At 43.7% G+C, this 25,911-nt stretch carries 20 protein-coding genes; 7 read left to right on the top strand and 13 right to left on the bottom strand.

Translation table 11 applies throughout. The features are described 5' to 3' along the window. Nucleotides 1–129: 129 nt before the first annotated feature. Nucleotides 130–492 (bottom strand): DUF5655 domain-containing protein, encoded by a 363-nt coding sequence (locus AC07NA_RS06605; protein ID WP_494896706.1) that lies wholly within the window; start codon nucleotides 490–492, stop codon nucleotides 130–132. A gap of 229 nt (nucleotides 493–721) precedes the next feature. Next, nucleotides 722–1,729 (bottom strand): glutamine synthetase beta-grasp domain-containing protein, encoded by a 1,008-nt coding sequence (locus AC07NA_RS06600; protein WP_345210046.1) that lies wholly within the window; start codon nucleotides 1,727–1,729, stop codon nucleotides 722–724. Nucleotides 1,730–2,290: 561 nt separating this feature from the next. Between AC07NA_RS06600 and AC07NA_RS06595 the strand changes: the two genes are divergently transcribed. Continuing rightward, nucleotides 2,291–3,787 carry a malate:quinone oxidoreductase gene (locus AC07NA_RS06595; RefSeq protein WP_494896705.1) on the top strand — a complete coding sequence of 499 codons (1,497 nt, stop codon included), beginning with the start codon at nucleotides 2,291–2,293 and terminating at the stop codon, nucleotides 3,785–3,787. Between the two features lie 111 nt (nucleotides 3,788–3,898). On the opposite strand, the gene AC07NA_RS06590 is transcribed toward AC07NA_RS06595, so the two are convergent. Next, on the bottom strand, nucleotides 3,899–4,993 hold the full coding sequence (locus AC07NA_RS06590; protein WP_494896704.1) for a toxin-antitoxin system YwqK family antitoxin: 1,095 nt from the start codon (nucleotides 4,991–4,993) through the stop codon (nucleotides 3,899–3,901). A gap of 66 nt (nucleotides 4,994–5,059) precedes the next feature. Beyond that, on the bottom strand, nucleotides 5,060–7,666 hold the full coding sequence (locus AC07NA_RS06585; RefSeq protein WP_494896703.1) for a M1 family metallopeptidase: 2,607 nt from the start codon (nucleotides 7,664–7,666) through the stop codon (nucleotides 5,060–5,062). Nucleotides 7,667–7,822: 156 nt separating this feature from the next. Between AC07NA_RS06585 and AC07NA_RS06580 the strand changes: the two genes are divergently transcribed. The 6 genes from AC07NA_RS06580 (at nucleotide 7,823) to rseP (ending at nucleotide 14,741) form a co-directional block, all read left to right on the top strand. Continuing rightward, a complete protein-coding gene (locus AC07NA_RS06580) occupies nucleotides 7,823–8,773 on the top strand; it encodes a glycosyltransferase family 2 protein (RefSeq protein WP_494896701.1) in 951 nt (316 codons plus the stop codon). A gap of 129 nt (nucleotides 8,774–8,902) precedes the next feature. After that, nucleotides 8,903–9,871, top strand: coding sequence for a glycosyltransferase family 2 protein (locus AC07NA_RS06575; protein ID WP_494896699.1), 969 nt, complete (start codon nucleotides 8,903–8,905; stop codon nucleotides 9,869–9,871). Nucleotides 9,872–9,880: 9 nt separating this feature from the next. Next, nucleotides 9,881–10,663: a hypothetical protein gene (locus AC07NA_RS06570; protein WP_345210051.1), complete on the top strand. Its 783-nt coding sequence runs from the start codon at nucleotides 9,881–9,883 to the stop codon at nucleotides 10,661–10,663. 3 nt (nucleotides 10,664–10,666) lie between these two features. Further along, nucleotides 10,667–12,166, top strand: coding sequence for a GH3 auxin-responsive promoter family protein (locus tag AC07NA_RS06565; protein WP_494896697.1), 1,500 nt, complete (start codon nucleotides 10,667–10,669; stop codon nucleotides 12,164–12,166). A 37-nt stretch (nucleotides 12,167–12,203) separates the two neighbouring features. Further along, nucleotides 12,204–13,415 (top strand): 1-deoxy-D-xylulose-5-phosphate reductoisomerase, encoded by a 1,212-nt coding sequence (locus AC07NA_RS06560; RefSeq protein ID WP_494896695.1) that lies wholly within the window; start codon nucleotides 12,204–12,206, stop codon nucleotides 13,413–13,415. Next, entirely contained in the window at nucleotides 13,416–14,741 is a 1,326-nt protein-coding gene (gene rseP, locus AC07NA_RS06555; protein ID WP_494896693.1) for an RIP metalloprotease RseP, read from the top strand. Nucleotides 14,742–14,831: 90 nt separating this feature from the next. On the opposite strand, the gene AC07NA_RS06550 is transcribed toward rseP, so the two are convergent. From AC07NA_RS06550 to AC07NA_RS06510, 9 genes are all read right to left on the bottom strand, one after another. Continuing rightward, a complete protein-coding gene (locus AC07NA_RS06550) occupies nucleotides 14,832–15,464 on the bottom strand; it encodes a DUF4199 domain-containing protein (protein WP_345210055.1) in 633 nt (210 codons plus the stop codon). A gap of 17 nt (nucleotides 15,465–15,481) precedes the next feature. Further along, nucleotides 15,482–16,150 (bottom strand): hypothetical protein, encoded by a 669-nt coding sequence (locus AC07NA_RS06545; protein ID WP_494896691.1) that lies wholly within the window; start codon nucleotides 16,148–16,150, stop codon nucleotides 15,482–15,484. Next, a complete protein-coding gene (locus AC07NA_RS06540) occupies nucleotides 16,147–17,412 on the bottom strand; it encodes a dihydroorotase (RefSeq protein ID WP_494896689.1) in 1,266 nt (421 codons plus the stop codon). The genes AC07NA_RS06545 and AC07NA_RS06540 overlap by 4 nt, the downstream gene beginning before the upstream one ends. A gap of 11 nt (nucleotides 17,413–17,423) precedes the next feature. Beyond that, a complete protein-coding gene (locus tag AC07NA_RS06535) occupies nucleotides 17,424–19,484 on the bottom strand; it encodes a BatA domain-containing protein (protein WP_494896688.1) in 2,061 nt (686 codons plus the stop codon). A gap of 407 nt (nucleotides 19,485–19,891) precedes the next feature. Continuing rightward, nucleotides 19,892–20,668 carry a hypothetical protein gene (locus AC07NA_RS06530; protein ID WP_494896687.1) on the bottom strand — a complete coding sequence of 259 codons (777 nt, stop codon included), beginning with the start codon at nucleotides 20,666–20,668 and terminating at the stop codon, nucleotides 19,892–19,894. Between the two features lie 13 nt (nucleotides 20,669–20,681). Further along, nucleotides 20,682–22,988: a family 20 glycosylhydrolase gene (locus AC07NA_RS06525; protein ID WP_494896685.1), complete on the bottom strand. Its 2,307-nt coding sequence runs from the start codon at nucleotides 22,986–22,988 to the stop codon at nucleotides 20,682–20,684. A 176-nt stretch (nucleotides 22,989–23,164) separates the two neighbouring features. Next, the gene (gene trxB / locus AC07NA_RS06520) at nucleotides 23,165–24,121 is read right to left on the bottom strand and encodes a thioredoxin-disulfide reductase (RefSeq protein WP_494896684.1); all 957 of its coding nucleotides are present in this window, start codon (nucleotides 24,119–24,121) and stop codon (nucleotides 23,165–23,167) included. 107 nt (nucleotides 24,122–24,228) lie between these two features. Next, nucleotides 24,229–24,753 carry a hypothetical protein gene (locus tag AC07NA_RS06515; protein WP_494896683.1) on the bottom strand — a complete coding sequence of 175 codons (525 nt, stop codon included), beginning with the start codon at nucleotides 24,751–24,753 and terminating at the stop codon, nucleotides 24,229–24,231. A 6-nt stretch (nucleotides 24,754–24,759) separates the two neighbouring features. Continuing rightward, entirely contained in the window at nucleotides 24,760–25,905 is a 1,146-nt protein-coding gene (locus AC07NA_RS06510) for a glycoside hydrolase family 183 protein (protein ID WP_494896681.1), read from the bottom strand. Between the last annotated feature and the right edge of the window lie 6 nt (nucleotides 25,906–25,911).

The following is a 25,911-nucleotide window of genomic DNA, read 5'->3' as shown; positions in this document are numbered from 1 at the left end:
TTCGCCTCGACTTCCCTCTCTACTTCGTAAAGAGGGATTTGTAAGTTTTGAAGATACAATTCAACATAAGCCTAACCCTCTTTTCACTTGTGAAGAGAGGGACGACCAGTGAAGCGATGTCGGGGTGAGTCACTCCTGCTGCAAGGCCAGCTTCATAAAACCGATCACTTCATCATTAATATCATCAACCTGCAACATCCTGAAATGGTGATTATACTGATCATCGCCCGGTACCTGTGCAATTTTCTGAAAGCAGGTGTTATCATTATACGGTTGCTTAAACGGGAACACCACATGAATAAAGCTTTTGCCTAACTGTGTTACCCAGGCAATTCGTCGTCCGTCAGGCGCTGTAATACCGATCATGCTTTTTGTTGGATAAATGCCGATATCACTTAAGTTTTTGTATGCTGTAATAAAATGATCAAACAACATTAGCGTATATTCCGATTTTCCTTGTAAAAAAGCGTTTAATTGTTCATCGGTGCTCATTTTGTTGGCAATTGGTGCATTTAAAGATAGTGAATTGGGCTAATATGCCAGCATTGTCATCATTGCGAACGTAGTGAAGCAATCCCCGACTTGCAGAGCCGCTCGGTAAGTTGGGGATTGCTTCGTGCCAGCAATGACGCGTTTTTTTTTAGTTTATGTCAGTCCCAAAAACAAAAAATCCCCTTCTCAATTAAGAGAAGAGGACTTTTAAGTATTGTAAAAGCGAATATTATAATTTCGCTGATTTTACAGTTTTGATGATCACTGCAGCTACTTTGTATGGATCAGCAGCAGAGTTAGGACGACGATCTTCCAGGTAACCACTCCAGTCGTGATCTACAGTGTAAAGTGGAATACGGATAGAAGCACCACGGTCAGATACACCATAGCTAAAGTCGGTGATAGAAGCAGTTTCGTGTTTACCGGTTAAGCGTTGATCGTTATCAGCACCATAAACAGCGATACACTCAGCAACAGCCGGACGGAAAGACTCACAGATAGCTTCGAAAGTAGCTTTGCTGTTAGCAGTACGTAAAGTAGTATTTGAGAAGTTAGCGTGCATACCAGAACCGTTCCAGTCTAATTGACCAAGCGGTTTGCAATGCCAGTTGATTGATACACCAAATTTTTCGCCGATACGCTCTAACAGGTAACGAGCGATCCAGATTTGGTCACCAGCTTCTTTAGCGCCTTTAGCGAAAATTTGGAATTCCCACTGACCGGCAGCAACCTCAGCGTTGATACCTTCAACGTTTAAGCCTGCTTCTAAACATACATCTAAGTGCTCTTCAACAATTTCACGACCGTAAGCATTGTTTGCGCCTACTGAACAGTAGTAAGGGCCTTGCGGAGCCGGGTAACCACCAGCCGGGAAACCAAGTGGTTTGTTGGTTGCAGGATCCCAAAGGAAGTACTCTTGCTCAAAACCAAACCAGAAATCGTTATCATCATCCTGGATCAAAGCACGGCCGTTTGATTCGTGTGCAGCACCGGTTGAATCCAATACTTCGCACATTACTAAATAACCGTCTTTTCTTTGCGGATCAGGTACTACGTAAACAGGTTTCAATACACAATCAGATGAACCACCCGGTGCCTGCTCGGTTGATGAACCATCAAAGCTCCAAAGTGGCAGATCTTCTAATTTACCACTAAAATCTTTTTCAATTTTTGTTTTGCTACGAAGGCTTTGTGTTGGTTTGTAGCCGTCAAGCCAGATGTACTCAAGTTTTGCCATTGTTTTTTGTCGTTTTTATTTATTGTTGTTGGGGTTTAATATAGCTTTTGCATTTCTGCAACTAATTATAGAGGCGAATTTAAATTATTTTTATAAAATTCATAACAAAATGTTAAATAAATTATATTTTTTTTGAAATTCTGACAATCAACCTTCACAAATACACAAAAGCCATTATTCTAATTACCAAAACATCATTAATAGTTAAAATATTGCCGACTAATCAAAATAATTTATCAAAAAGAATGATAACAACAAATAATGCACTGACTTATATATTATATTAATGTAAAGTCAATGCTTCTTATTAACAAAAAGTGCTATGCACAACTTTTTTATTCAAAACAATCCATTGCCTGCATAGTAAAAGGAGATAAATACATGGTATATTTTTACAAAATCAGGAAACATCTTTTATAAAATTTTCTTAAAATTGCCTGATTTAAATTTTCGGTTGCCTCAATACCCGGGGTTAGCATTTATTACATCTGCCCTCAAACCGTTCTATCATAAATCAGTTTATTTTGAGCAGTCCTTTTACATAAGGCTTTTATATTTATAATGAATAACAGCACAGTTTCAAACAGTACGGTAGATGTGGTTTTAATAGGCGCCGGAATAATGAGCGCTACTTTGGGCGTAATGTTAAAAGAGCTTCAGCCCGATCTTACAATAGAGATTTTTGAACGACTGGATGTTATTGCTGCCGAAAGTTCGGATGCTATGAACAACGCGGGCACCGGTCACTCCGCGTTTTGCGAGCTCAACTACACCCCCCAATTACCTGATGGTAGCATCGAAATAAAAAAAGCTATCAATATTGCCGAGCAATTTGAAATAAGCAAGGAATTTTGGTCGTACCTGATTGAAAGCGGATACATTACATCGCCAAAGGCATTTATTACCAAAGTTCCGCACATGAGCTTTGTTTGGGGTGCCGAAAATGTTGAATACCTTAAAAAACGCCAGCAGGCCTTAACCAAACACCACTTTTTTAAAGATATGCTGTACTCGGAAGATGCCGCGCAGTTAAAACAGTGGATCCCTTTGGTAATGGAAGGCCGCGCGGCTAACGAAAAGGTATCGGCAACTTATATGGATATTGGCACCGATGTAAACTTTGGCTCCCTTACCCGTGCCCTTTTTGATAAACTGAAACAATTACCGGGCGTTAGCCTAAGCCTCAACCATGAGGTTGATGATATAAAGCGAGCTACCGATGGCAGCTGGCAGGTTAAAGTAACCGATAAAACCGGAGGTGCATCGCGCAAGCTGAACACTAAATTTATATTTGTGGGTGCAGGCGGCGGCGCTTTACCGTTACTGCAAAAATCGGGCATACCGGAGAGTAAAGGCTTTGGCGGTTTCCCGGTGAGCGGGCAATGGCTGGTTTGTACCAATGAGGCCGTTATAGCGCAGCATAATGCCAAGGTATATGGTAAGGCATCGGTGGGTTCGCCGCCAATGTCGGTACCGCATTTAGATACCCGTACCGTAAATAACAAAAAAGAATTGCTGTTTGGCCCGTATGCGGGTTTCTCTACCCGTTTTCTTAAAAAGGGTTCGCTGCTTGATCTTTTCAAATCTATCAAGTTCAATAACATAAAACCGCTACTATCAGTAGGGATGCACGAAATGAAGCTGACCAAATACCTCATCAGCCAGGTGCTGCAATCGCCTGCCGACAGGTTGAAGGCCCTGCAAGAGTATTTCCCTAACGCCAAACAAGGCGAGTGGGTACTTGAACATGCCGGTCAGCGTGTACAGATCATTAAAAAAGACGACAAACTGGGTGGCAAGCTGGAGTTTGGCACCGAGGTGGTAACCTCTGCCGATGGCAGCATATCAGCCCTACTGGGGGCATCGCCGGGCGCATCAACATCAGTACCTATCATGATACAACTGATAGAGCGCTGCTTTAAAGGCAAAGCGACATCAGCGGCATGGCAGGCTAAACTGAAGCAAATGATACCGTCGTACGGCCTGTCGATGGTTAAGGACGAGCAACTGGCAGATGCCACACGCGCACGCACAAGCAAAGTATTGGAGTTGGTTTAAAAAAAGCAGATTATCATAAAAGAGCAGCCTTGTACAAAAGCTGCTCTTTTTTTATGGATCAATTTAATAATAAAGAAGCAAACGTTAAATTAACGATAGTGTTTAAAATACTTAATTTCTCAACTTATAATAATTTAACAACATTTCGAGCTTACCCTCTATCGGGTAACCCACATATTTTGCAGGCTCCCAATCAGCTATTGCCTTTATCGAATTGGATATATCTGTATTAACCTGTTCTGGCAATACACTTTTAATTTCAACATCGCTTACTAAACCGTTATCGCCTACCGTGATGTTTATACTTATGTTTCCAATAATTTTAGCGATTTCGCTATCACGCTCTGCCAGGTAAACATACTTACTTACTACTTTTTTGATGATTGAAAGCACAGATTTTGATTGTACATGTTCATTCTCATATTTAAAAGGAAATTTTTTTCCATTATCATGATAACTCACACCTGAACCTAACATTCCATCACTATAATTCACAACGGTTTTCAAAGAATCAACAATTTGTATGGTCCACGTTCCATTACGTCGTCCGTTTCTAATTTCGCCTTGTTTAATTATTTTTTTATAATCGTTATCATATTCAATCCAACGCCCTTTACCTTTTTTTGCTAATATATTACCTGTTGAATCCCTGCATTCTTCCATTACAAGCCACTTATTGTCGTCTAACCGTTTAATAGTATGAAGTTTTCCGGTAGGATAAAATGCCTTTACATCGTCAACCAGCATACCATTCTTATAATTTGCAAGCAGCTTTATCGCTCCATCTTCAAAGTATTCTGTAGTGGTTCCCCAAATCACCCCATTCTGGTAATTTTTTACAATATGGGTTTTACCACTTGGGTAATATTCCACATAATCGCCTATGTAGGAAAGATTTCGCCAATTATTATTTAGTGCCTTATTTTTGGCACGCAAACGCCCATCGGTAAATACGTCTGTAACGTTGTAAAATGAGTCGCCGGCTTGGTGCGATATTGTACGGACAAACACGGCTTCTTCTATAGTATTAACCGGATTATCATCACCATTCATTAATATAATAGTATTACTGGGCTCATCAGCAACATTATTGCCGGCACTAAATCCAACGTTTACGGTATAGGCAACCTTACTGGTATCCTCCTGGGCATGTATTGAATTTGCGAAGAACATCGCAAAAAGAAAAGCAGTTAATAGTTTAGGCATAATTCAATCAAAAAAATACCCGCATGCAGTTAGCGCACACGGGTATTACAAAAGTAATTAAAAATATTATTTAAAAGTATCGGCAGTGATATTGGTATTAATATCCGCTGTTTTTACTTTAAATTCTATCGGGTAACCGGCCACACTTGTTTTTTCGGTATAAGGTACTTTTATACCTTTTACATCGGTATAATTATCCCACTCTATTGGCGCCGCGTTAGGTACATCAAGCAATTGCCTAACTTTTAAGCCGGTTTGTATATCGTAGTAGTTTTTCACAGGTACACCTTCAGGCGTAGTTACAGTAATGAGGTATGCCGGTTGTTTGTTCACTACCTTGGCATTTGGTGATAGCTCCAGCTTGTAACCCGCTTTGCTATAATCAAGTTCAGGATACTGTTTATTTTTAGTACGTACATTGGCACTGGTTGTTTTATCCATTGGCGATTTTTGGCCGAACTGCGTAATGGTGATACTATCACCTACAGATACCAAATGAAACACCTGCCTGCCGCCTGCCTGTGGCAAGGTAACATCCTGAAATACCGAATTCGGCGCTTTGTACTTAGCTACCTTATTCACCTCTGTGCCTTGTATGCTACCTGTAGACGTGATGGTTAAATCTTTCAGGTCTTTTATTTTATCGGCACCGCCAATAGCATCCAGGTATTTTTTAATAATGCTTTCGGCTGTAGTACCTTGCGGAACGGCTACCCCGCTGAACGAGTTGTTATCCGGGTTAATGTCCGGCAGGTTATGGTCGGGGTCAATAATGGCGTAAACAATTTTTGAGGTTGATTTGTGCGCGAATGTCCAGGTACCGCCGCGCTGCCATATTTCTACAGGCAATTTAACGGTATCTGTTTTGCCATTCTCTTGTTTAATAGCAATGGTTACCGGCAGGGCCATTTCTTCGAGGTTCTCAATGGTGATCAGCGAGCCTTTAGCTGCATCATTATCAATATACTTAATATCTTTCACACCCTGGTCAAGCTTGAACGAGGTAAAGAACCACTCATTCCAAAACCAGCTCAGGTCTTCACCGGCCGCGTTATCCATTGAATGGAAAAAGTCGTAAGGTGACGGATGTTTAAATGCCCATCTTTTGATGTAAGTACGGAAAGCATAATCAAAACGCTCATGGCCTAAGATCTGCTCGCGCAGGATAGTCAGACCCAACGCAGGTTTTTGATAAGCATCAATACCAAGATTATTAGGTTGTATTACGTCCGGCGTGTTCATAATAGGCTCTACCCCATCGCCAAACATGTAGCTCGCGGTCGCGTTTACATCTTCCTTTTCATAATATTCGCCTTTGTTGAAAATGCGGGTATCCACATCATTGATAAAGGTATTAAAGCCTTCATCCATCCAGGCAAATTTGCGCTCGTTTGATCCAACGATCATCGGGAACCAGTTATGACCGAACTCGTGGTTGGTTACGTTCCATAAACCGCCGCCGCTGCTGGTATAACCGCAAAATACGATACCCGGATACTCCATACCGCCAACAATACCGGCTACGTTGGTAGCTACAGGGTATGAATACTCAAACCAGTTTTTTGAACATTGCTCAATAGTAGCTTTTACATACTCGGTTGAGCGGCCCCATTTGATATTGCCTTTACTTTCAACCGGGTAAACTGATTGCGCCAGCGCTTTTTTACCGCTTGGCAGGTTAATGCGCGCGGCATCCCATATAAATGCTTTTGAAGCAGCCCAGGCCACATCGCGCGAGTTTTTACAGAAGAAGTGCCAGGTTAACGATGGCTTTTTCAGATAAGCCGTTCCGCTTTTTACATCAACAGTATCTTTAATAAATACCGTTTTCTCACTCGCTTTAGCGGTAGCCAAACGTGCAATAGCGGTTGGCGTAAGTACTTCATTAGGGTTTAGCAATTCGCCCGAACCTGCAATCAACAGGTCGGCAGGCGCGGTAATGGTATAATCGAAATTACCATACTCCAGGTAAAACTCGGATGCGCCCATGTAAGGAATGGTGTTCCAGCCGGAAAGATCATCATATACTTCCATGCGTGGGTACCACTGGGCAATTTCATAGATCCAGCCGTTCTTGGTTTTTAAGCGGCCTAACCTGTCGGTACCGTATTCGGGCACGTCAAAAGCGTAGTTAATTTGTATCTGCAATTTACCGCCACCTGCTTTCAGGGTATCGGGCAGTTTAATTTGCATACGGGTATCGTTCACCAGGTAGTTGGCTTTTACCGGCTTGCCGTTTTTAATAAGCGTTACCGAACTAATTTCGGCGCCTTTGGTATAAGCCTTAGTGGTGAAACGACCGCCTGTTACCGGCGTAACGGCAATAGCGCGCGAATCTTCGCGGTAAATGTTCTGATCTACCTGTAACCAAACAAAGGGCAGCGGATCGGGGCTGTTATTAGTGTAGGTAATTACCGTTGAACCTGTGATGCGGTGTTTTGCCGTATCAAGGGTAACGTTTAGTTTGTAGTCGGCACGGTTTTGCCAGTATTTGGCCCCCGGCGAACCACCGGCTGTGCGCACCTCGTTACCCCTGCCGGGATAAAAAAGCGGGTTAAACACTTTGTGCTGATCGTATTTTGATTCGTTTTTAGGCTTTTCGGCCTTTTGGGCATAGCTGCTGATGGCCCCGGCACAAAATAAAAGTGATAAAAGAGGTCGGATGAGTTTCATTTCGTTAATAATTTACGCCAAGATAAAAATATTTAGCGTCTGTTTAAGTTTAGTAGATGCAGATTTATATTAAGGTTTGCCAAAGCATTATTTGTTTTTTATATTTTTGCCAATTGTGGCGAAATAATAACAGCATCGCACAGTACATCCCTATAAATGGATATATCAGTAGTAGTACCTCTTTACAACGAAGTAGAATCATTGCCCGAGCTAACCTCATGGATAAGCAAGGTAATGGACGACAATAAGTTTTCGTACGAAATTTTATTGGTTGATGATGGCAGCAAGGATGGATCGTGGGAGATGATATGCAGGCTAAAAACCGGCAACCCGCACATTAAGGGCATCAAATTCAGGCGCAACTACGGTAAATCGGCCGCGCTGAACGTTGGTTTTGAAGCCACACAGGGCGATGTAGTAATTACCATGGATGCAGATTTGCAGGACAGCCCCGACGAGATCCCCGAGCTTTACCGCCGCATTACCGAAGAAAATTACGACCTTATATCGGGCTGGAAGGCCAAGCGGTACGATCCGCCGAGCAAAACCATCCCTACCAAGCTATTCAATTCGGCTACCCGCAAAATGTCGGGCATTAATAACCTGCACGATTTTAACTGCGGCCTAAAAGCTTATAATAAAACCGTGGTGAAAAACATTGAGGTATACGGCGAAATGCACCGCTATATACCTGTATTGGCCAAATGGGCAGGCTTCACCAAAATTGGCGAACAAATTGTAGAGCACCGCGCCCGAAAATACGGCACCACCAAATTCGGCATGAGCCGTTTTGTGAATGGTTTTTTGGATTTGCTTTCGATATTTTTTGTAGGCAAGTTCGGCAAGCGCCCTATGCACTTTTTTGGCAGTATGGGCGTACTTAGTTTTTTAACGGGTTCTATTATAGCAATATGGCTGATAGTTGAAAAACTGTATTCGATATCACACAACGAGCCATATCGCGATATTACATCAAACACATTGTTTTATATCGCCCTGGTAGCCATCATATTGGGTTCGCAATTATTTTTAACCGGATTTGTTGCCGAGCTGGTATCGCGCAACTCACCCGAACGTAATAGCTACCAGATAGAAGAAGTTGTTTAAACCGGATGTGTTGATGTGCAAATATGCAGATGTGCAAATTGCATCATCGGCACAAAACGCATTGTTCATAATTAACAAGATCAATCATCTGCACATTAGCGCATACGCATATTTGCACATCAAATAACTATGTTTTTTTCCATCATAATCCCTTTGTATAACCGCCCGCAGGAGATAAAAGAACTGCTGGAAACCTTGCTACTGCAAACTTATAAGCAGTTTGAGGTGCTGGTTATTGAAGATGGTTCTGTAAATGACGCGGCCGATATTGTGAAGACCGTTGACGGTCAGCTCGACCTGCGTTATTTTGTAAAACCCAACGAGGGCCAGGGTTTTACCCGCAACTTTGGTTTTGAGCGTGCCAAAGGTGATTACTTCATCATATTTGATTCGGACTGCCTGATACCGCCCGATTACCTGGAGATCGTTAACCGTTCGTTGAAGGCCAATCCGCTGGATATGTACGGCGGCCCAGATGCTTCGCACCCATCGTTCACCCCTATTCAAAAAGCCATCAGCTATTCCATGACCTCGCCTTTTACTACCGGCGGTATCCGTGGCAATAAAAAAAGCATCGGGCAGTTTCATCCGCGTAGCTTTAACATGGGCGTATCGCGCAAGGTATGGGAAAAGGTAGGCGGCTTTATTATTACCCGTTCGGGCGAGGATATTGAATATAGCATCCGTGTGCATACGGCAGGATTCAGGATAGGGCTGATACCCGATGCCAAAGTTTTCCACAAACGCCGTACTAATTTTTTACAGTTCTATAAACAGATCCACTTTTTTGGCAGGGCACGTATCAATATTTACAAGTTCTTTCCCAGTGAGTTAAAGGCGGTACACTTTTTTCCGAGCGTATTTACGCTGGGACTAATTTTTACCTTGCTGGCCAATATTGCAGGCTGGCCTATCGCGCTGTTTTGCAATGTAATGCTGCTGATATTAATTATGTTGATATTTTTTCACTCATTGATTAAAAATAGATCAGCAAAAATTGCATTTTTGAGCATAATAACTGCCTTCATTCAACTCACTGCTTATGGTTTAGGCTTTATGCAGGATATTTGGAGACGACTGATTTTAAAACAATTTTAAGAATTTCTAATGTACCATCCGTTTTCTGTAATAGAAACCATTAAAACTTCATGGGATATTCTCAGAAAAAACTTTATACCGCTTATAATTTATTCGGTAATAACCTTGCTGATCTATAAGGGGGTTAAAATTGTTACGTTTATTATATTTCCGGATGATGATGAACTGCTGAACAATCTAACACAGATCTTTGCGCAGATGATTGTTCAAACCTACCTCACATTAAGCTTTTATAAATTGATATTAACGCTGATGGACAGGGCCTATTACGAATTTGAGTTTAAAGACATTTTGCCTTCCCTGCGTATGGCATTCAATTTCATCGTTATTTGTATAGGATTCGGAATACTCATTGCATTTTTAATTTTTATTAACCTGGTATTGAGTCGCCAAAACATTGTCTTTTCTGAAGTATTTACAGTAATAGCTACTTTAGGGTTATTGTATATGCTGCTTAGGTCGATATTTTGCGTTTGCTTCATCATTGATGACGATTCAAAGCCGCTCGAATCATTAAAGCAAAGCTTTGAGATTACTAAAGACAACTTTTTTAAAACTTTAGGTATCGCGTTAAGTATACTCGTTATAATGATCATCACACTGATACCAATCAATATCATCATCACATTTTTACACCCCAGTGCCGATGCGGATGACTACGTATTTGTATTAGGGTATTATGCATGGTTTGCCATTGCTTTCCCCGCAGTACAGGTTATTATTATGGTTACTTACCGCAAACTGGTTTACAGCCACTTAGATGTGGATGACGATATTGCCGAAACCAACTAAACTATGGGTTTAAAAGCCACATTAAGTAAAGTGTTTGCAGCTTTTGTAAATGTGCAGCTCAATAAGCTGCGCAAAAACGCTGTGCCGCTTCAGCAAAAAACATTCCTGCAATTAATTGAGCAGGCTAAGCATACCGAGTTTGGCAAAGCCCACAACTTCGCCCAAATAAAAACTTATGCCGATTTTAAAAAGCATGTCCCGGTACGTGATTATGAGGAACTGCGCGGCTATATAGAACGTGTTACCGCGGGCGAAGAGAATGTACTTTGGCCGGGTAAACCAACCTATCTTACCAAAACATCGGGTACTACATCGGGCGTTAAATACATTCCGATATCAAAAGAAAGCATGCCCGAGCACATCAAAGCCGCCCGCAACGCGCTGTTGAGCTACATCCACGAAACCGGTAATGCCGATTTTGTAGATGGCAAGATGATATTTTTGCAGGGCAGCCCTATATTGGCCAAAAAGAATGGGATAGATACCGGCAGGTTATCGGGTATTGTAGCCCACCACGTGCCCGGTTACCTGCAAACCAACAGGCTGCCAAGCTACGAGGTTAATTGCATTGAAGATTGGGAGCAAAAGGTTGATGCCATTGTAGAGGAAACCGCCAATGCCGATATGCGCCTCATTTCCGGCATACCGCCATGGTGCCAAATGTATTTCGACAGGCTATCGGCCAAGTTCGATGGTAAAAAGATCAAGGACATCTTCCCAAACTTTAAGTTATATGTGTATGGCGGCGTTAATTACGAGCCTTACCGCAGCCGCATGCAGGATAGCATCGGTTTCGCCATTGATACCATAGAAACCTACCCTGCATCTGAAGGTTTTATCGCTTTCCAGGATTCGCAAAAGGAAAAAGGATTGCTGCTGCTGGTTGATTCGGGGATATTTTACGAGTTTATCCCGGCAGATGAATACTTTAACGAAAACCCTACCCGTATCAGTTTAGAGGATGTGGAACTGAATAAGAACTATGCCCTCGTAATGAACACAAATGCAGGCCTTTGGGGTTATAGCATTGGCGATACGGTGAAGTTTGTATCTAAAGATCCGTACCGGATTGTAGTGAGCGGCCGCATTAAACATTACATATCCGCCTTTGGCGAACACGTAATTGGCGAAGAAGTAGAGCAGGCTTTATTAAGCGTAGCCAATCAGGAAGGACTGGATATTGTGGAGTTCACCGTTGCCCCACAGGTAAACCCGGATGCCGGGCAATTACCTTACCACGAATGGTTTATAGAGTTTGGCCAGCAACCCAAAGATATTAGCGACTTCGCACTCAAGGTTGATAAGGCACTGCAAAAGAAAAATATTTATTATTTTGACTTGATAGAGGGTAACATTTTGCAACCTTTGATCGTCAAAGCCTTAAAAAAAGATACCTTTATTAACTACATGCGCTCGCAGGGTAAACTGGGCGGGCAAAATAAAGTACCAAGATTATCAAACGACAGGAAGATAGCCGAGGAATTAAAGGATTATATAATTTAACGTCGTGGCGCGTGAATAACATGGCCAACGAACATATATGCACAATAGCACACACAACGATATAAAAAACATAGCCATACTTGGTTCTACCGGCAGTATAGGCACCCAAACACTGGAGGTGGTGAAGGAAAACCCTTCGCTGTTTAAGGTAGTGTTGCTTACAGGTAATGCCAACGCCGCCCTGCTTATTGAGCAGGCCATCGCCTTCAGGCCGCAGCACGTGGCCATTTGCGATGAAAGCCAGTATCCGGCAGTTAAGGAGGCGCTTGCAGGTTACGAGATCCGTGTACATGCCGGTCACCAGGCCATTACCGAACTGGTTACCCTCCCCGAGATCAATATTGTGCTTACCGCTATGGTTGGTTTCGCGGGTTTGGAGCCTACCATTGCCGCCATAAAAGCAGGTAAAACCATCGCGTTAGCAAATAAAGAAACATTAGTGGTTGCCGGTGATATTATTACCGAACTTGCACAACAACACAACGTAAAAATATTACCCGTTGATTCTGAACATTCGGCTATTTTTCAATGCCTGGTAGGCGAAGAAAATAACCCGATAGAAAAGATCATTCTTACAGCCTCCGGGGGCCCTTTTCGTGGCAGAAACGCCGAGTTTTTGGCTAATGTAACCCGCGAAGACGCGCTGAAACACCCTAACTGGGTAATGGGCGCTAAAATAACTATCGACTCTGCTTCGTTAATGAATAAAGGGTTGGAAGTTATAGAGGCAAAATGGTTATTCGGTTTAACAGCCGATCAGATTGAGGTGATCGTTCACCCGCAGTCAATTGTGCATTCGCTGGTGCAGTTTCAGGATGGCTCCATAAAAGCGCAAATGGGTTTGCCCGATATGAAGTTGCCTATACAGTATGCCCTTGCCTACCCCAACCGTGTACAAAATAATTTTAAACGATTTGATTTTACGGCTTACCCTAATTTAAGCTTTGAGCAGCCCGATACCAAAACCTTCCGTAACCTGGCTTTGGTATTTGATGCTTTGCACAAAGGTGGTAACATGCCCTGCATTGTTAACGCTGCCAATGAGGTAGCCGTAGCTGCTTTTCTGCATAAAAAAATAGGCTTTTTAGCCATGAGCGATGTTATTGAAGCCTGCATGCAGCAGGTATTTTTTATAGCCCGCCCTAACTTAACCGACTATTTGAATACTGACAGGGAAACACGCATATTTGCACATAATTTTATAAACAATATACCGCATACGGTATTACAATTTGATACAAACAACTAAATGAATGTAATAATAATGGGTGGCCAGTTGCTGCTCGCCCTTTCAATATTGGTAATTTTGCACGAGATGGGTCACTTTTTGGCCGCACGTGCTTTTGGTATTAAGGTAGAGAAGTTCTACCTGTTTTTTGATGCCTGGAATTTTAGTCTGTTCAAATTCAACTACAAAGGTGTTGAATACGGTATTGGCTGGCTGCCATTGGGCGGTTATGTTAAAATAGCCGGTATGATAGATGAATCAATGGATACCGATCAAATGGCCGGTCCGCCGCAGCCCTGGGAGTTTCGTTCGAAACCGGCCTGGCAGCGCCTTATTGTGATGCTTGGCGGTATCTTCGTAAACATTGTTGTAGGTATATTCATTTTTTGGATGATGACCGTTAAGTACGGCGAAAGCTACACCCCAAACAGCGCTATTAAATATGGTGTTGCCCCGGGTAAAATAGGTACTAAAATAGGCATCAAGGCCGGCGATAAAATCTACGGTATCAATGGCACCCCCGTTGAGCGTTTTGATGAAGTGATCAGTGCCAAAGTATTATTGAACAGCACCGTTTTAAATGTTGAGCGCGACAATCAAAAGCTGGATATTCCTATCCCGAAAAGCATCCTGAACGATATATCAGATTATGGTATCAGCGAGTTTGTAATGCCGCGCAGCAAATTCAGCGTGCAGCAGGTTACCCCAAAAAGCAACGCGCAAAAAGCAGGCTTGCAAAAGGGTGATAGCATACTGGCTGTAAACAGCACCCCTACCGTATTCTTTGACCAACTGCAGGGCGAACTAACCAAAAACAAGAATAAACAGGTACAGCTTACCGTAAAGCGCCATAAAGATGTATTGAACCTTAACGCGCAGGTGAACAACCTGGGTCAGCTTGGTTTTATGCGTACTTATGATTTGCCGGTTGAAAAAACTATCCGTTACAGCTTCTTCTCCTCGTTACCTGTTGGTGCCAACAAGGCCATGAACATGTTTAAGGATAACGCCAAAGGTTTAGGCAAACTGTTTACCGGCGATGTTAACCCGCGCAAGGCAGTATCAAGCCCGATAGGTATAGCGGTATTGTTTGGTGCCGAATGGGATTGGGTTCGTTTCTGGGGACTTACAGGCTTGCTATCAATGGTACTGGCACTGATGAACCTGTTGCCTATCCCTGCATTGGATGGCGGCCACGCGCTGTTCCTGATCATCGAGATGATAAAAGGCAAACCACTAAGCGATAAGTTTTTGGAGCGCGCGCAATTGGTAGGTTTTGTATTGCTGATCTCCCTGATGGTATTTGCCTTCGGTAATGATATTTTAAAACACATTGTGCCTAAATAAGAACAGGCACAAAACATATTCAAAGTAAAAGCGGCGCTTCCTGATCAGGGAGCGCCGCTTTTCTTTTATCTACTTGTGGTGTTTTAAATATTAATAACGTTGTGGCTCAGGAGCCTCGTCAAACTGTAAGGTGATAGGTGGCTCGCGTTTAAATATGGCTGCAAATATGAGTGCCAAAACAAACGTCATGATAATGGAAATAACCACACCTTGAATGTATTTGGCTACACCGGCATCTTTTTGAGCGTCAAAACCTTTTTCTACCTCTGCTATCTTTTTATCAATTTCGGCCTGCTCAACGTTTTGGTCCTCCATAAACTTGGTAGTAGCATTTACCATGGTGTTTTGCATCTTTTCAACCATTTGTGGCTCAATAACTTTGGCAAACAGCAAATCGCGGCCTATGGTACTTACTATGTTGCCCACAATAAACAGGATAAATATGCCGGATGTGGCTTGTTTCAATGTCCAGAAACCGCCTATTTTCTTGCGCAGATCGAGCACGAAGAACACAGCGATAACTAATGGTACAAGAATACCGAATAAAAGCGGCCCCGATACGATAAGCCAGAATGATGATGCGATACTTACTACAAAGTAAAACGAAAATATGCCCAATACCAGCAAAATTACGCCCAATAGCACGCCGCTTGGTATAGCCGCTTTTCTTATCGACTGCTGTAAAGCCTTATCCGCGGCTGCTTTGTTTTCTTCAATATCCATTGCGATAGTATTTAAGTTTATTTAAAGTTAGTTAATATCTCATATACCGCACTGTCAAACTCTGTATCTACAGCGTTAGCTATCACCTCTTGCTTATCCTCTTCAGATGGATCGGTATTATAAAAGAAGCTCATCACCGGGTAAAACAATTCCTTCAGTTCTGATTCTTCGGGTAAGGCTTGCGCTACCTCGTTAATTTCGGCGTAGCTGCCTTCCATTAGTATCTGGTTGGCAATTATCGGCTCATAAATACGGTACTCATCCTGAAACTCATCTTCATCAACTAATAAAAACTCTTTCAGGTAATCATCCAGTTCGGGCTCGATGCCTTCGTCGTCGCACTCGTTAAGGTACAGCAGCAGGTTCAACAGTTCGGTACCACGGTCTATGGTTTCTTCTTCAATGGCTTCCCATTCCGGAGTATCCAGGTAGTCTTCTTCCAGTTTCTTTACATCAGCGCTAAAGAAATTGATCATCAATAAATCGAAGAATACCTCACGTAAACCTTCTATTTCAGGGTTCTCGTTAAACACATCATCCAACAGGTCAACCTTGGTTAAAAAGTCTTCATCTGATGAAAAAACTTCGTGAAAACCTTCCGTCAGCTCAACAGCGTTAAAATCACTGTTGTTACTGAAAGCCGCTAACGCCGCGTCAAGGGCTGCTTTAATTTTTGGATCTATCATGCTGATGGTAAATTAAAAGTTTGATTATTATTAATGGTTAACAGCACACGGCCTTTTAAACTGTGCCCTATGAACGGTGAATTATATGATTTTGATCGGTTGTTCTCCTTAGTGTACACCCACTCCGCTTCGCTGTCGAACACAACCAGGTTGGCCTCTTGCCCTTCGGCTATGGCAGGCACCTCTACACCCAGTATACCACGCGGATTAACAGCCAGTTTCTGCACAATGGTATCTACACTTAAACCTGCCTTTAAAGCCAGTGAAAGCACTGTTTGCAGCCCGATGATACCGAACTCGGCCATCTCGAACTCCACATCCTTAAACTCAATTTCGTGCGGGGTATGCTGCGATACAATGGCATCAATTGTACCATCGTTAAGGCCTTCTATCAGCGCGTCAACATCACTTTGAATGCGCAGCGGGGGTTTTACTTTGTATTGGCTGTCGAAGCCTGCTAAAGCGGCATCAGTAAGTACCAAGTGGTGCGCGGCTACATCGCAGGTTACGTTAAGCCCCTTACTCTTCGCTTCGCGGATCAAACTCACCGAACGGCCTGTTGATATGGTACTGAAGTGAAGTTTTGAATCGGTGTATTCGGCAAGGTAAAGGTCGCGGGCTATCATCAGTTGCTCGGCCAGCGGCGGGATGCCCTTCATGCCCAGTAAGGTGCTTACTTCACCCTCGTTTACCTTGGCTTTGCCTGCAATGGCGGTATCTTCAGGGTATGAAAACACTGTTGCGCCAAAACCGTTGGCGTACAATAACGCGCGTTCCATTAAACCGGCATCCTGCACCGGGCGGTTGGCATCGGTAAAGGCTTTTGCGCCGCTGCTGTACATATCGTACATTTCGGCAAGGTCTTTCCCCTCACGCTTGTGCGATATGGTACCTAAAGGAAATACATCAACCAGGTTATTTTTCGCGCGGTTAAGCAGGTATTCTACCTCGGTTTTTGAGTGCACCGGCGGCTGGGTTGCAGGCATCAGGGCCAAGCCTGTAAAGCCACCGGCAGCGGCGGCCTGTGTGCCTGTTTTAATATCTTCTTTTGTTTCGAGACCAAGCTCGCCTATGTTGCAATTAAGGTCGAAAAAGCCGGGTGAAACGTATTTGCCTTGCGCGTCAAACACCTCAACATCAGCAGCATTAATAGATGCGGCTATTTGGGTGATGATACCATCTGTAATTAAAATATCGGCAATTTGTTGATTAAACGGAGAGTTGGGGTCAGTAATTTTTGCAGATTTGATAAGCAAATTCATTCGCTGTTGCTTTAATGAGTAGTTTGAGGTGATGATGCCCGGTTTGCCGCGACACTGTCGGTTTTATAGAACCTGATGAGCAGTATTTCGGCAGCCAGAAAAACCAATGCCAAAATTATACAAAGTTTCCATAATTGCATGCCATAATTTGTGTCATTAATTATGCTTTTTAACGACGCGTTGGTGGCAGGCAACAAAGTACCTGTTTGCGGCAATAAGGTTTTAAGCTCGGCTGCCGACAGGTAACTCATATCTGATTCGCTGCGGTTATCGTTAAAAGCCAATATGGCAGCGGTACTGTCTTGCTTTTTAAGTTCGTACAAGCCGGTTTCCTGTAGCTGGCCGGGCAGGTATAAAACGGTGCCGCCATCCTGCTGCCTTACATCGGGTATTATTTTCTGCTGACCTTTTACCAGTGTAACAATTTGCTTTTCGGTGGTTTGCAGCGGCAGGGTTTCTATCCCCTCGTTGCTGTCCAAATTGTAAAACAAAGGCGTATCCTGTCCGCTCAATAATGCAATACGGAACATAATGGGCACAAGCATGGCATGCCGTTGCAGGTTGCTAAAGTCATCGTTCAGCGGCACGGCAGCTACATACACATTACCCTTGCCACTTTTATAGCCTGCCCAAAAAGGCTGACCATCGGCCAGTTTCATTATCGTTTCGGCATTGGCGGTGCTTAATGTAAAATATTGCTTTGCTACCGGCAGATCAGGGTTTTGAGGAATGGCCTCGAATATGTTCTTGAAAACTTTGTTCTGTAAATTAATGGCAGATACTTTTACATCGGCTTTTACAAGCTTTTCGGGGTAAGCCGCGTTTACAGGTTGTAATAACAAGCGGTAACTCGCCATATCCGCATCGGCAGCCGGAAATACCGCAAGTGTACCGCCTTTATCTACATAGGTTTTTAATTGCTGTGCAAGGCCGGTGGAAATACTTTTAACATCGCTCAATACAATCAGCGGGTAAGTATTAAGTCCCGCATAGTTAACGTTTCCATCAGGTACCCGTGTAGCCTGAAAAAATTTATCAGACCCGAAAATGGCTTTTAAATAACTATTCTCCGTACCTCCATCTATCAGTAAAACAGGCATCTGCTGTTTTACGTTGAAGCTGAAATAAAAACGGTTATCAAAAGTGATGGGGTTATCTTGCAATTCAATTTCGCCACGCTGCCAGCCGGCCTCCAGTCCCGAAAAGCTAAGCGTATCGTTTTGTACCGATCGTGGTTTTATGCTGTAACTGCCTAACGCCTTTTGCTTACCGTTGATCATGAGTTTCAGCGGAATGTTTTGCGCCTGTTCATCGGCATAATTATGCAGCCTTACCACCATCTTTTCGGCTTCACCGGGGCGGTGAACCGCGCTCAGCAGCCAAACAGAATCTACTGCTACGTTGGGTAATAAATTGGCCTTAAGCTGCACCAGGTTAACGGTAATATTTTTATTTGCCGGGATAGGCTTAGTACCGATATCTTTTTGAAAATCAGATATGATATATGACAAACCTTCGGTACTGCCCTGCATATCCAGCAGATCTTGCTGGCGACTGATGATCTGTTGTAAATTGCGGCTTTGCGCGCTGATCTTCACTTCATCAACCGCGCTGTTAAACTCATCGCGACTTAGCAAGCGCTGGTGCCGGCCTTCAAAATCCTGCGTGAGCAGCTGAAAACGGTCATTAATGCCATAAGCCGATACGATTTCTTTGGCCTTTTGCTTGGCCTCATCAAGCAGGCTCCCCTCACGGTTAAGGGTTTGCATGGAGTACGAATTATCTACAAATATGCTGATCACGTTTTGCTTACCCGCCACTGCCGTGCTTTTGCCGGGGATAAAAGGCCGCGCAAATGCCAGCACCAAAAATGTAAGCGCCAGTAAACGACTGGCCAGTATCAACCTTTCGCGCAGGTTACGGCGCGAGGCCTGCTGCTCCTGTATCTCTTTTAAAAACTGCACATTGCTGAAATACACCTTTTGATACCGCCTGAAATTGAACAGGTGTATCACCACCGGGATGGCTAAAGAAGCAAGCGCGAAAAGAAAAGCCGGATACAGAAACTGCATTTATAGATATAGGGTATTGATGTTATACAAATGTGCAAAATTCATTTGCAGCAGGCAACTTAAAAAACTGGTAAACAATTCTTTTAAAACAGTTGCGATACCTCTCCCATTCCAAGCTCCCGCCACATTAAACCCTCTTTCACCACAGGTGTTGGGAGGACTACTTGTCATCTCGAAACGCAGTGAGAGATCTTCTTCATCATGCATGTCTGCTACTTACATGATGATGAAGATTTTTCGCTACCGCTCAAGAGAGTAGTTTCTCCTCGTTCCTCGTTCGAAATGACAATAAATTGGTCTTCCCAACACCTGTGGCTCTTTCACAAGCGAAAAGAAGATCAAAAAAATCCCTCTTTGCGTAGCAGAGAGGGATATCCGGCGAAGCGTCGACAGGGTAAGTCCGCCTGTTAATTTCTATGCCTGCGTCTCTTTTTTGATGATCTTGAAGATGACGACAAAGAACGCTTCTTCTTTGACGAACTGCTGCGTACTTCTGATTTCTTTTCCGTTTTTTCTTCCTGCTTTGGCTGGTTGGCAACGGCTTGTTTAGGCTCATCTTTAGCGGTAGAATCTTTACTTAACTGATCAACCGTAAAACTATTATTGCGTAACCCATATTCAAACACACGTTTAGCGCCGCTTGGTTTCGCTTCGGCCCCTTCACCATCATATATCGGGAATTCGCGCATCAGCTTGCCTTCTTTTATGTAGAAGTTATCGTTACCACGATAGCCTTTGCGCTGTTTTTTGGTCAGCTTCGGAAAGTCGAGCTTGTTTGCCCTGTCGCCGTTAAACTCAAAGGCGTAAACGTTGGCGTAGTTAGTGGTATCCTTGGCCTTGCCTTGTATCAGTAGTTCGGGGTTGCCATCGAGATCCATATCCGAATTGTATACATCTACAATGCTGCCCTCCAGGTTGCCAGTAGTGGTGGTATAATCCATGCCTGCCGAATCAGAATGCAGTATCAGGAAACTGCCCACATCTGACGATCCTCGGCCCCAGCTGAGCACATCAAAGTCCTGCCCGGGCGCTACCTCTATCCTTTTATGAAAACGGAATGGTGCCTGTACCGTTGGCTTTTTTGGAGTCACGGCGTTGTTATTTACCGGCTTTTTATCGTCGCTGCCGCAACCTGCTGCCAGCGCGCCTGCCGTTAATAAACCTAATATAAACCTTGCGTTCATGTTATTAAATTTCTTAGTTGAAAAGTGATTCGGGCGATACTTCGCCTTTCGGCTTGCCCGGTATGGTCATAAATACTTTAAGTATGCTTGATGAACCGATATTGAAATAGCGTAACGTTAACTTATGAAACCCTTTTTGCAAAGGCACTGCCCCGCCCTGTTCGTACAGGTTATGGCGGCCATCGTTATCAACCACCGGCTGGTCGTCTATTAATAACACCGAGCCATCAGTTGATTGGGTTGAAAAGCCGTAAACGCCATCGGTATCAATACGGATATAGCCGTTATAAACTACACCGAAGTTTTTGGTTACTTTTTTAAATGCCAGCGGACTAAACGTTTTGGTAACGCCGCTATCCAGTAACGAAACCGACTCTATCCTGCTGGTATTACCAAAGCTACCGGAATATACCTGGTATTTAACACCCGGAATAGTACCCTGAAAATTAGCTACAGGAGCCAGCGGCGTACGGTTATAAATAACAGCCTTGGTAACCAAACTGCGTTTGCCCGATGGCGTTACTACCATGGTTTGCAGCATTCGGTACTGGTCTGCCGGTACATTATAGGTAGCGGGCAGGTCATAGATCAGGTCTGTTTCACGCGGACTGTAATCATCTATGGTATAATAAATTTTAGCGCCCGCGACCGGCGATTTCAAATCGACCGTAAACTGCGGCGCGAATATGATGGTATCCTTTGCGCCAATTGCAGGTGGCACACGGTAATTATAGTTGTTCCTGTCCAGCCAGGCAAAATGCTGCGGCAGGCGAACTTCGCTAAAATCTTTAAAATTTTTGTTGGCCAATGGCGACCATGCTACCTCGGCAAGCGCCAGTATGCGCGGTAGTACCATGTATTCTACCTTGCCCTCGGTGGCAATGTACTCCGTCCAAAGGTTGGCTTGTACACCCTTTATATATTTTTGTTGTTCGGGAGTTAAAGCGCCCGGTGTTGGGTTGTAGCTGTAGGTTTTTTCTAACGGAGAATAACCGCCAATGCCCACCGGCTCCTGGTAAAGTTTGCCCTGCGCGTGGTCAAGATAAAGACCGTTCGAGCCCGGTGTCATGATCACATCGTGGTTTTGCTGTGCCGCGCTGATACCACCTGCCTCGCCTCTCCAGCTCATTACGGTAGCGTTGGGTGCCAGTCCGCCCTCTAATATTTCATCCCAGCCTATAATGCTGCGGCCTTTGCTGTTCACAAATTTCTCCATACGTTGAATGAAATAACTTTGCAGGCCATGTTCGTCTTTCAGCTTCAGGTTTTTGATGAGTTTTTGGCAAAATGCCGATTTCTTCCAGGCTTCCTTCGGCACTTCATCGCCACCAATGTGAATGTATTTACTCGGGAACAGGTCGATCACCTCGGATAATACTTCCTGCAAAAAGGCAAAAGTTTTTTCTGAAGGGCAGTATACATCGTTGAATACTCCCCATGTTTCGGCTACTTTGTAGGTTCTGTCGGGTTCGCAGCTTAGTTCAGGGTAAGCGGCCAAGGCAGCCTGCGCATGACCCGGCATTTCAATTTCGGGCACTATGGTGATGTACCTGTCGGCGGCGTATTTTATAACATCCTTAATTTGTTCCTGCGTGTAAAAACCACCGTAAGGGGTATTATCATATTGCTGCGGAGTACGATCGTGATAGTTACCAACCACCGTTTGCGCACGCTGACTCGCAATCTGGGTTAATTTAGGGTATTTCTTGATCTCGATGCGCCAGCCCTGGTCGTCGGTTAAGTGCCAGTGGAAGGTATTGATCTTGTAAGCAGCCAGTATATCGATGTATTTTTTAACAAACTCTACCGAAAAGAAATGACGGCACACATCAAGCATCGAGCCACGATAACCGAAACGGGGATAATCCTCAATTTCCACAGCGGGTAGTTTGGCAACTCCTGCCCTTTCAACCGGGAATAATTGAATAAGCGATTGAATACCGTAGAACAGGCCCGCGCCTTTACCAGCGATGGTAATACGCTGCGGGGTAATTGTTAAACGGTAACCTTCGGCGGGCAAATTATCAGTACCTGCCGATGTTAGATAAATGGTGTTTACGCTGCTGCCGTTACCGGTAGTAACGGGTTTATTGTATGCCAGTTTATTGGCCAAAAATGATTTGAAAAAAACTACGGCCCGGTTATCAGGTGTATCGGCTTGTATTACGGTTTGCTGGCTTAAAATAAATTCGCCAACGGCTTTTTTAACAGATACGGGGGCGGGTATAATGCCCATGTAGGGGTTGGTGTCCTGTGCCATTACGGTACTTGCAGAAAAAGCAGCCAAAGCACACAGCAGGGTGTAGATTTTTTTATGCATCAAAATAGAAACGATCAGTTTAATAATTTATGATTGGGTGAAGTTAGCAGATTTTGAATTTAATATGCAAGCTTACCGGCAAAAAACTACCCTAAAAACAAAAGCCACCCTGTAAAAAGGTGGCTTTATGCAATCGTTTGCTAAAACGAACTATAATATTGTAAAAACGCTCCTGGTTAAGCGGTAACTACGTGCTCTTTAGCGGCAAGGTAACGCTCGGCATCAATGGCCGCCATACAGCCCGAACCAGCAGCTGTTACTGCCTGGCGGTAAATATGATCTTGCGCATCGCCGCAGGCAAACACACCTTCTATATTGGTTTCTGACGAACCAGGTTTAGTAATGATATAACCGGTTTCATCCATATTGATCCATCCGCGGAAGATCTCGGTATTAGGGTGGTGACCAATGGCCACGAAGAAACCGTTCACATCCAGTAACCTGTCCTGGTTAGTTTGGTTGTTAAGTATTTTAACACCGGTCACCACTTGTCCGTCGCCTACTATTTCGGTAGTTTCTGAATTGTAGATCACCTCGATATTCGGTGTATTCAACACCCTGTGTACCATCGCCTTTGAAGCGCGGAACTCATCGCGGCGAACGATCATGTATACCTTACGGCAAAGTTTTGCAAGGTAAGTAGCTTCTTCGGCAGCGGTATCACCGGCACCTACTATAGCCACATCCTGTCCGCGGAAAAAGAAACCATCGCACACGGCGCAGGCAGAAACACCAAAGCCATTATACTTTTGTTCCGACTCCAAACCCAGCCATTTTGCCGATGCGCCTGTTGAAATGATCACCGTATCGGCCAGTATGGTTTTGGTTTCGTCAACCACCACTTTATGGGGCAAGCTTGCAAAATCAACTGAACTTACGTAGCCAAAGCGAATATCGGTACCCAGACGTGATGCCTGTTTCTCGAAGTTCTGCATCATTTCGGGCCCTAAAATACCATCCGGGTAACCGGGATAGTTTTCAACCTCGGTAGTTTGGGTAAGCTGGCCTCCCGAAAGCATACCGGTATATAATACGGGCTTAAGATCGGCGCGTGCAGTATAAATAGCAGCTGTGTACCCGGCAGGACCCGAGCCTATGATAAGGCATTTAACGTGTTCAGTTTCTTGCGACATTAGTATTATTGAATTTGAATACAAATTTAAGCTTTATTGCTGATTAAGGCAACATACATCAGTCAGTATAGTGCCATTAGGTGGTTACGTAGTAATTACAAATCAGGCTACGCTCCGTTTGTTGTAAACGTTATAATTTTTTGCTGTGACAAATTTAAGCTTGCATTCCAAAAATAGTGCCCACCATCTTCAACAAGAATAATTTGATTATACCAGGTCTTCTTTTTCAAAGGCGATTCTTTAGTAGCACGTATATGAAAAAGGTCTGGCCTCCAGGCTGCATTAATATAAATCATCTTTTCGCCCCTGTAATTTATATATCCCAAGTATTGGCGAGTATATTTACTTAGGTTGGCAACCACAAAATCATGACAATATTTAAAACTGTTTAAATCAGAAGCAAGCAACTTTTCAGTTGATAATATTTCTTTTATAGATGGGGTAAAGCGTTTATGACCTTTTAATTCGTGTAAGTTTTCTACAGCATACTTTTCACTAAATATTACTCCATCAAAATTTCCTCCCTTAACATAAACGGAGTAGCTTGTTTCATTTTTAACTACTTTAATATTTTGCCCCTTTGTGATACAAAAAATAAATAAAGCAAGTATTGATAGCAGCAACCTTTTCATATCCTATCAATTTACATGTTCCGTCAATCGCAAATCTACCTTAAACAAAAACACATTGTAAGGCTGCCATTGCGACATCAGGAAGTACAACTCATCCCCATCGTTTTTCTGCGGATGGATGAACGCGCCATATAGGCCGGGATAATCATCGCCGCTCACCAGTAGTTTGGCATCGCTCCATTTACCGTTTATGGTTACGGCATCCCGCAACATTATCTTTCTCCTGTGTTCATCCAGATAAGTTACCATCCAGCGTTTATACTTGGTATTGTATGCCAATGATAGTTCCCCGGCAGGGCCATTAAATATGGGTGAAGCTTTCGCTTCGTTACCTTTTACCCAACCTGTTTTAGTATGGTATTCGTAATTGCTTTGCTTCGCGATGTTCTGCTCTTTAAAGCGGGCAAGGTACACATCGCCGAACCTGCCTGCTTTGGTACCCAGCATATAAACGTAGCCATCTTTTTTACCATAAGCTGCCTGCGCGAAATTGCTGGTAGCGGCAAAAGTTACGTTTGGTACTTTAGCCCAATTCTTGCCGTCGTCGGTTGATCTGTACAGCCCTGAATAATTAGTCGACCAAGTACCGGGAGCACCCCATTTTTTAACGGCCATGTAATGCAGGTAATCGGCACCGTTAGCACGAATGGCCGCGGTGGGGATGGTCGTCCAGTCGCCGTTACCGCTGGTATTATGGGCGCTGGGGACAATTCCCCTTGCGCTCTTTCCATCGGCATTCATAGCCATACCCGAAAATGTAAGACCATCATCAAGCTTATTATCGGCAGAAAAAGCTAACAGGTTTGAGCGCCAATTAGTGCCATTACCGCCGCCTTCTTTGGTTTGCTTCCAATCGCGCCCGAAACTATCGCCAAAGAAAATACCGATACGGCCTTTACCCATATCCCACATAATACCAAGATCGGTACCGCCCAAATCATATTTAACCGGAGTATTATTGGGATTCGGCAATGTTTCGCCGGGAAGAGTAGCGCCAGTTACACGTGCTATACGCTTTACGTTGACGGCAATTAAATTATTGGCCTTTTGCTTTTGCACATGCTTTTTTAATGCCCGCAGATCGTCTTTTTTAAAGCAGATCATCATGGCGGCAAAAGCAAGCGCTCCAACAATACACAGTATTCGTTTCATTTTTCG

The sequence above is a fragment of the Mucilaginibacter sp. GW821-FHT07G05 genome (assembly GCF_059418565.1).
The sequence above is the reverse complement of the archived record's forward strand: the minus strand, read 5'-3'. Positions and strand labels throughout refer to the sequence as shown.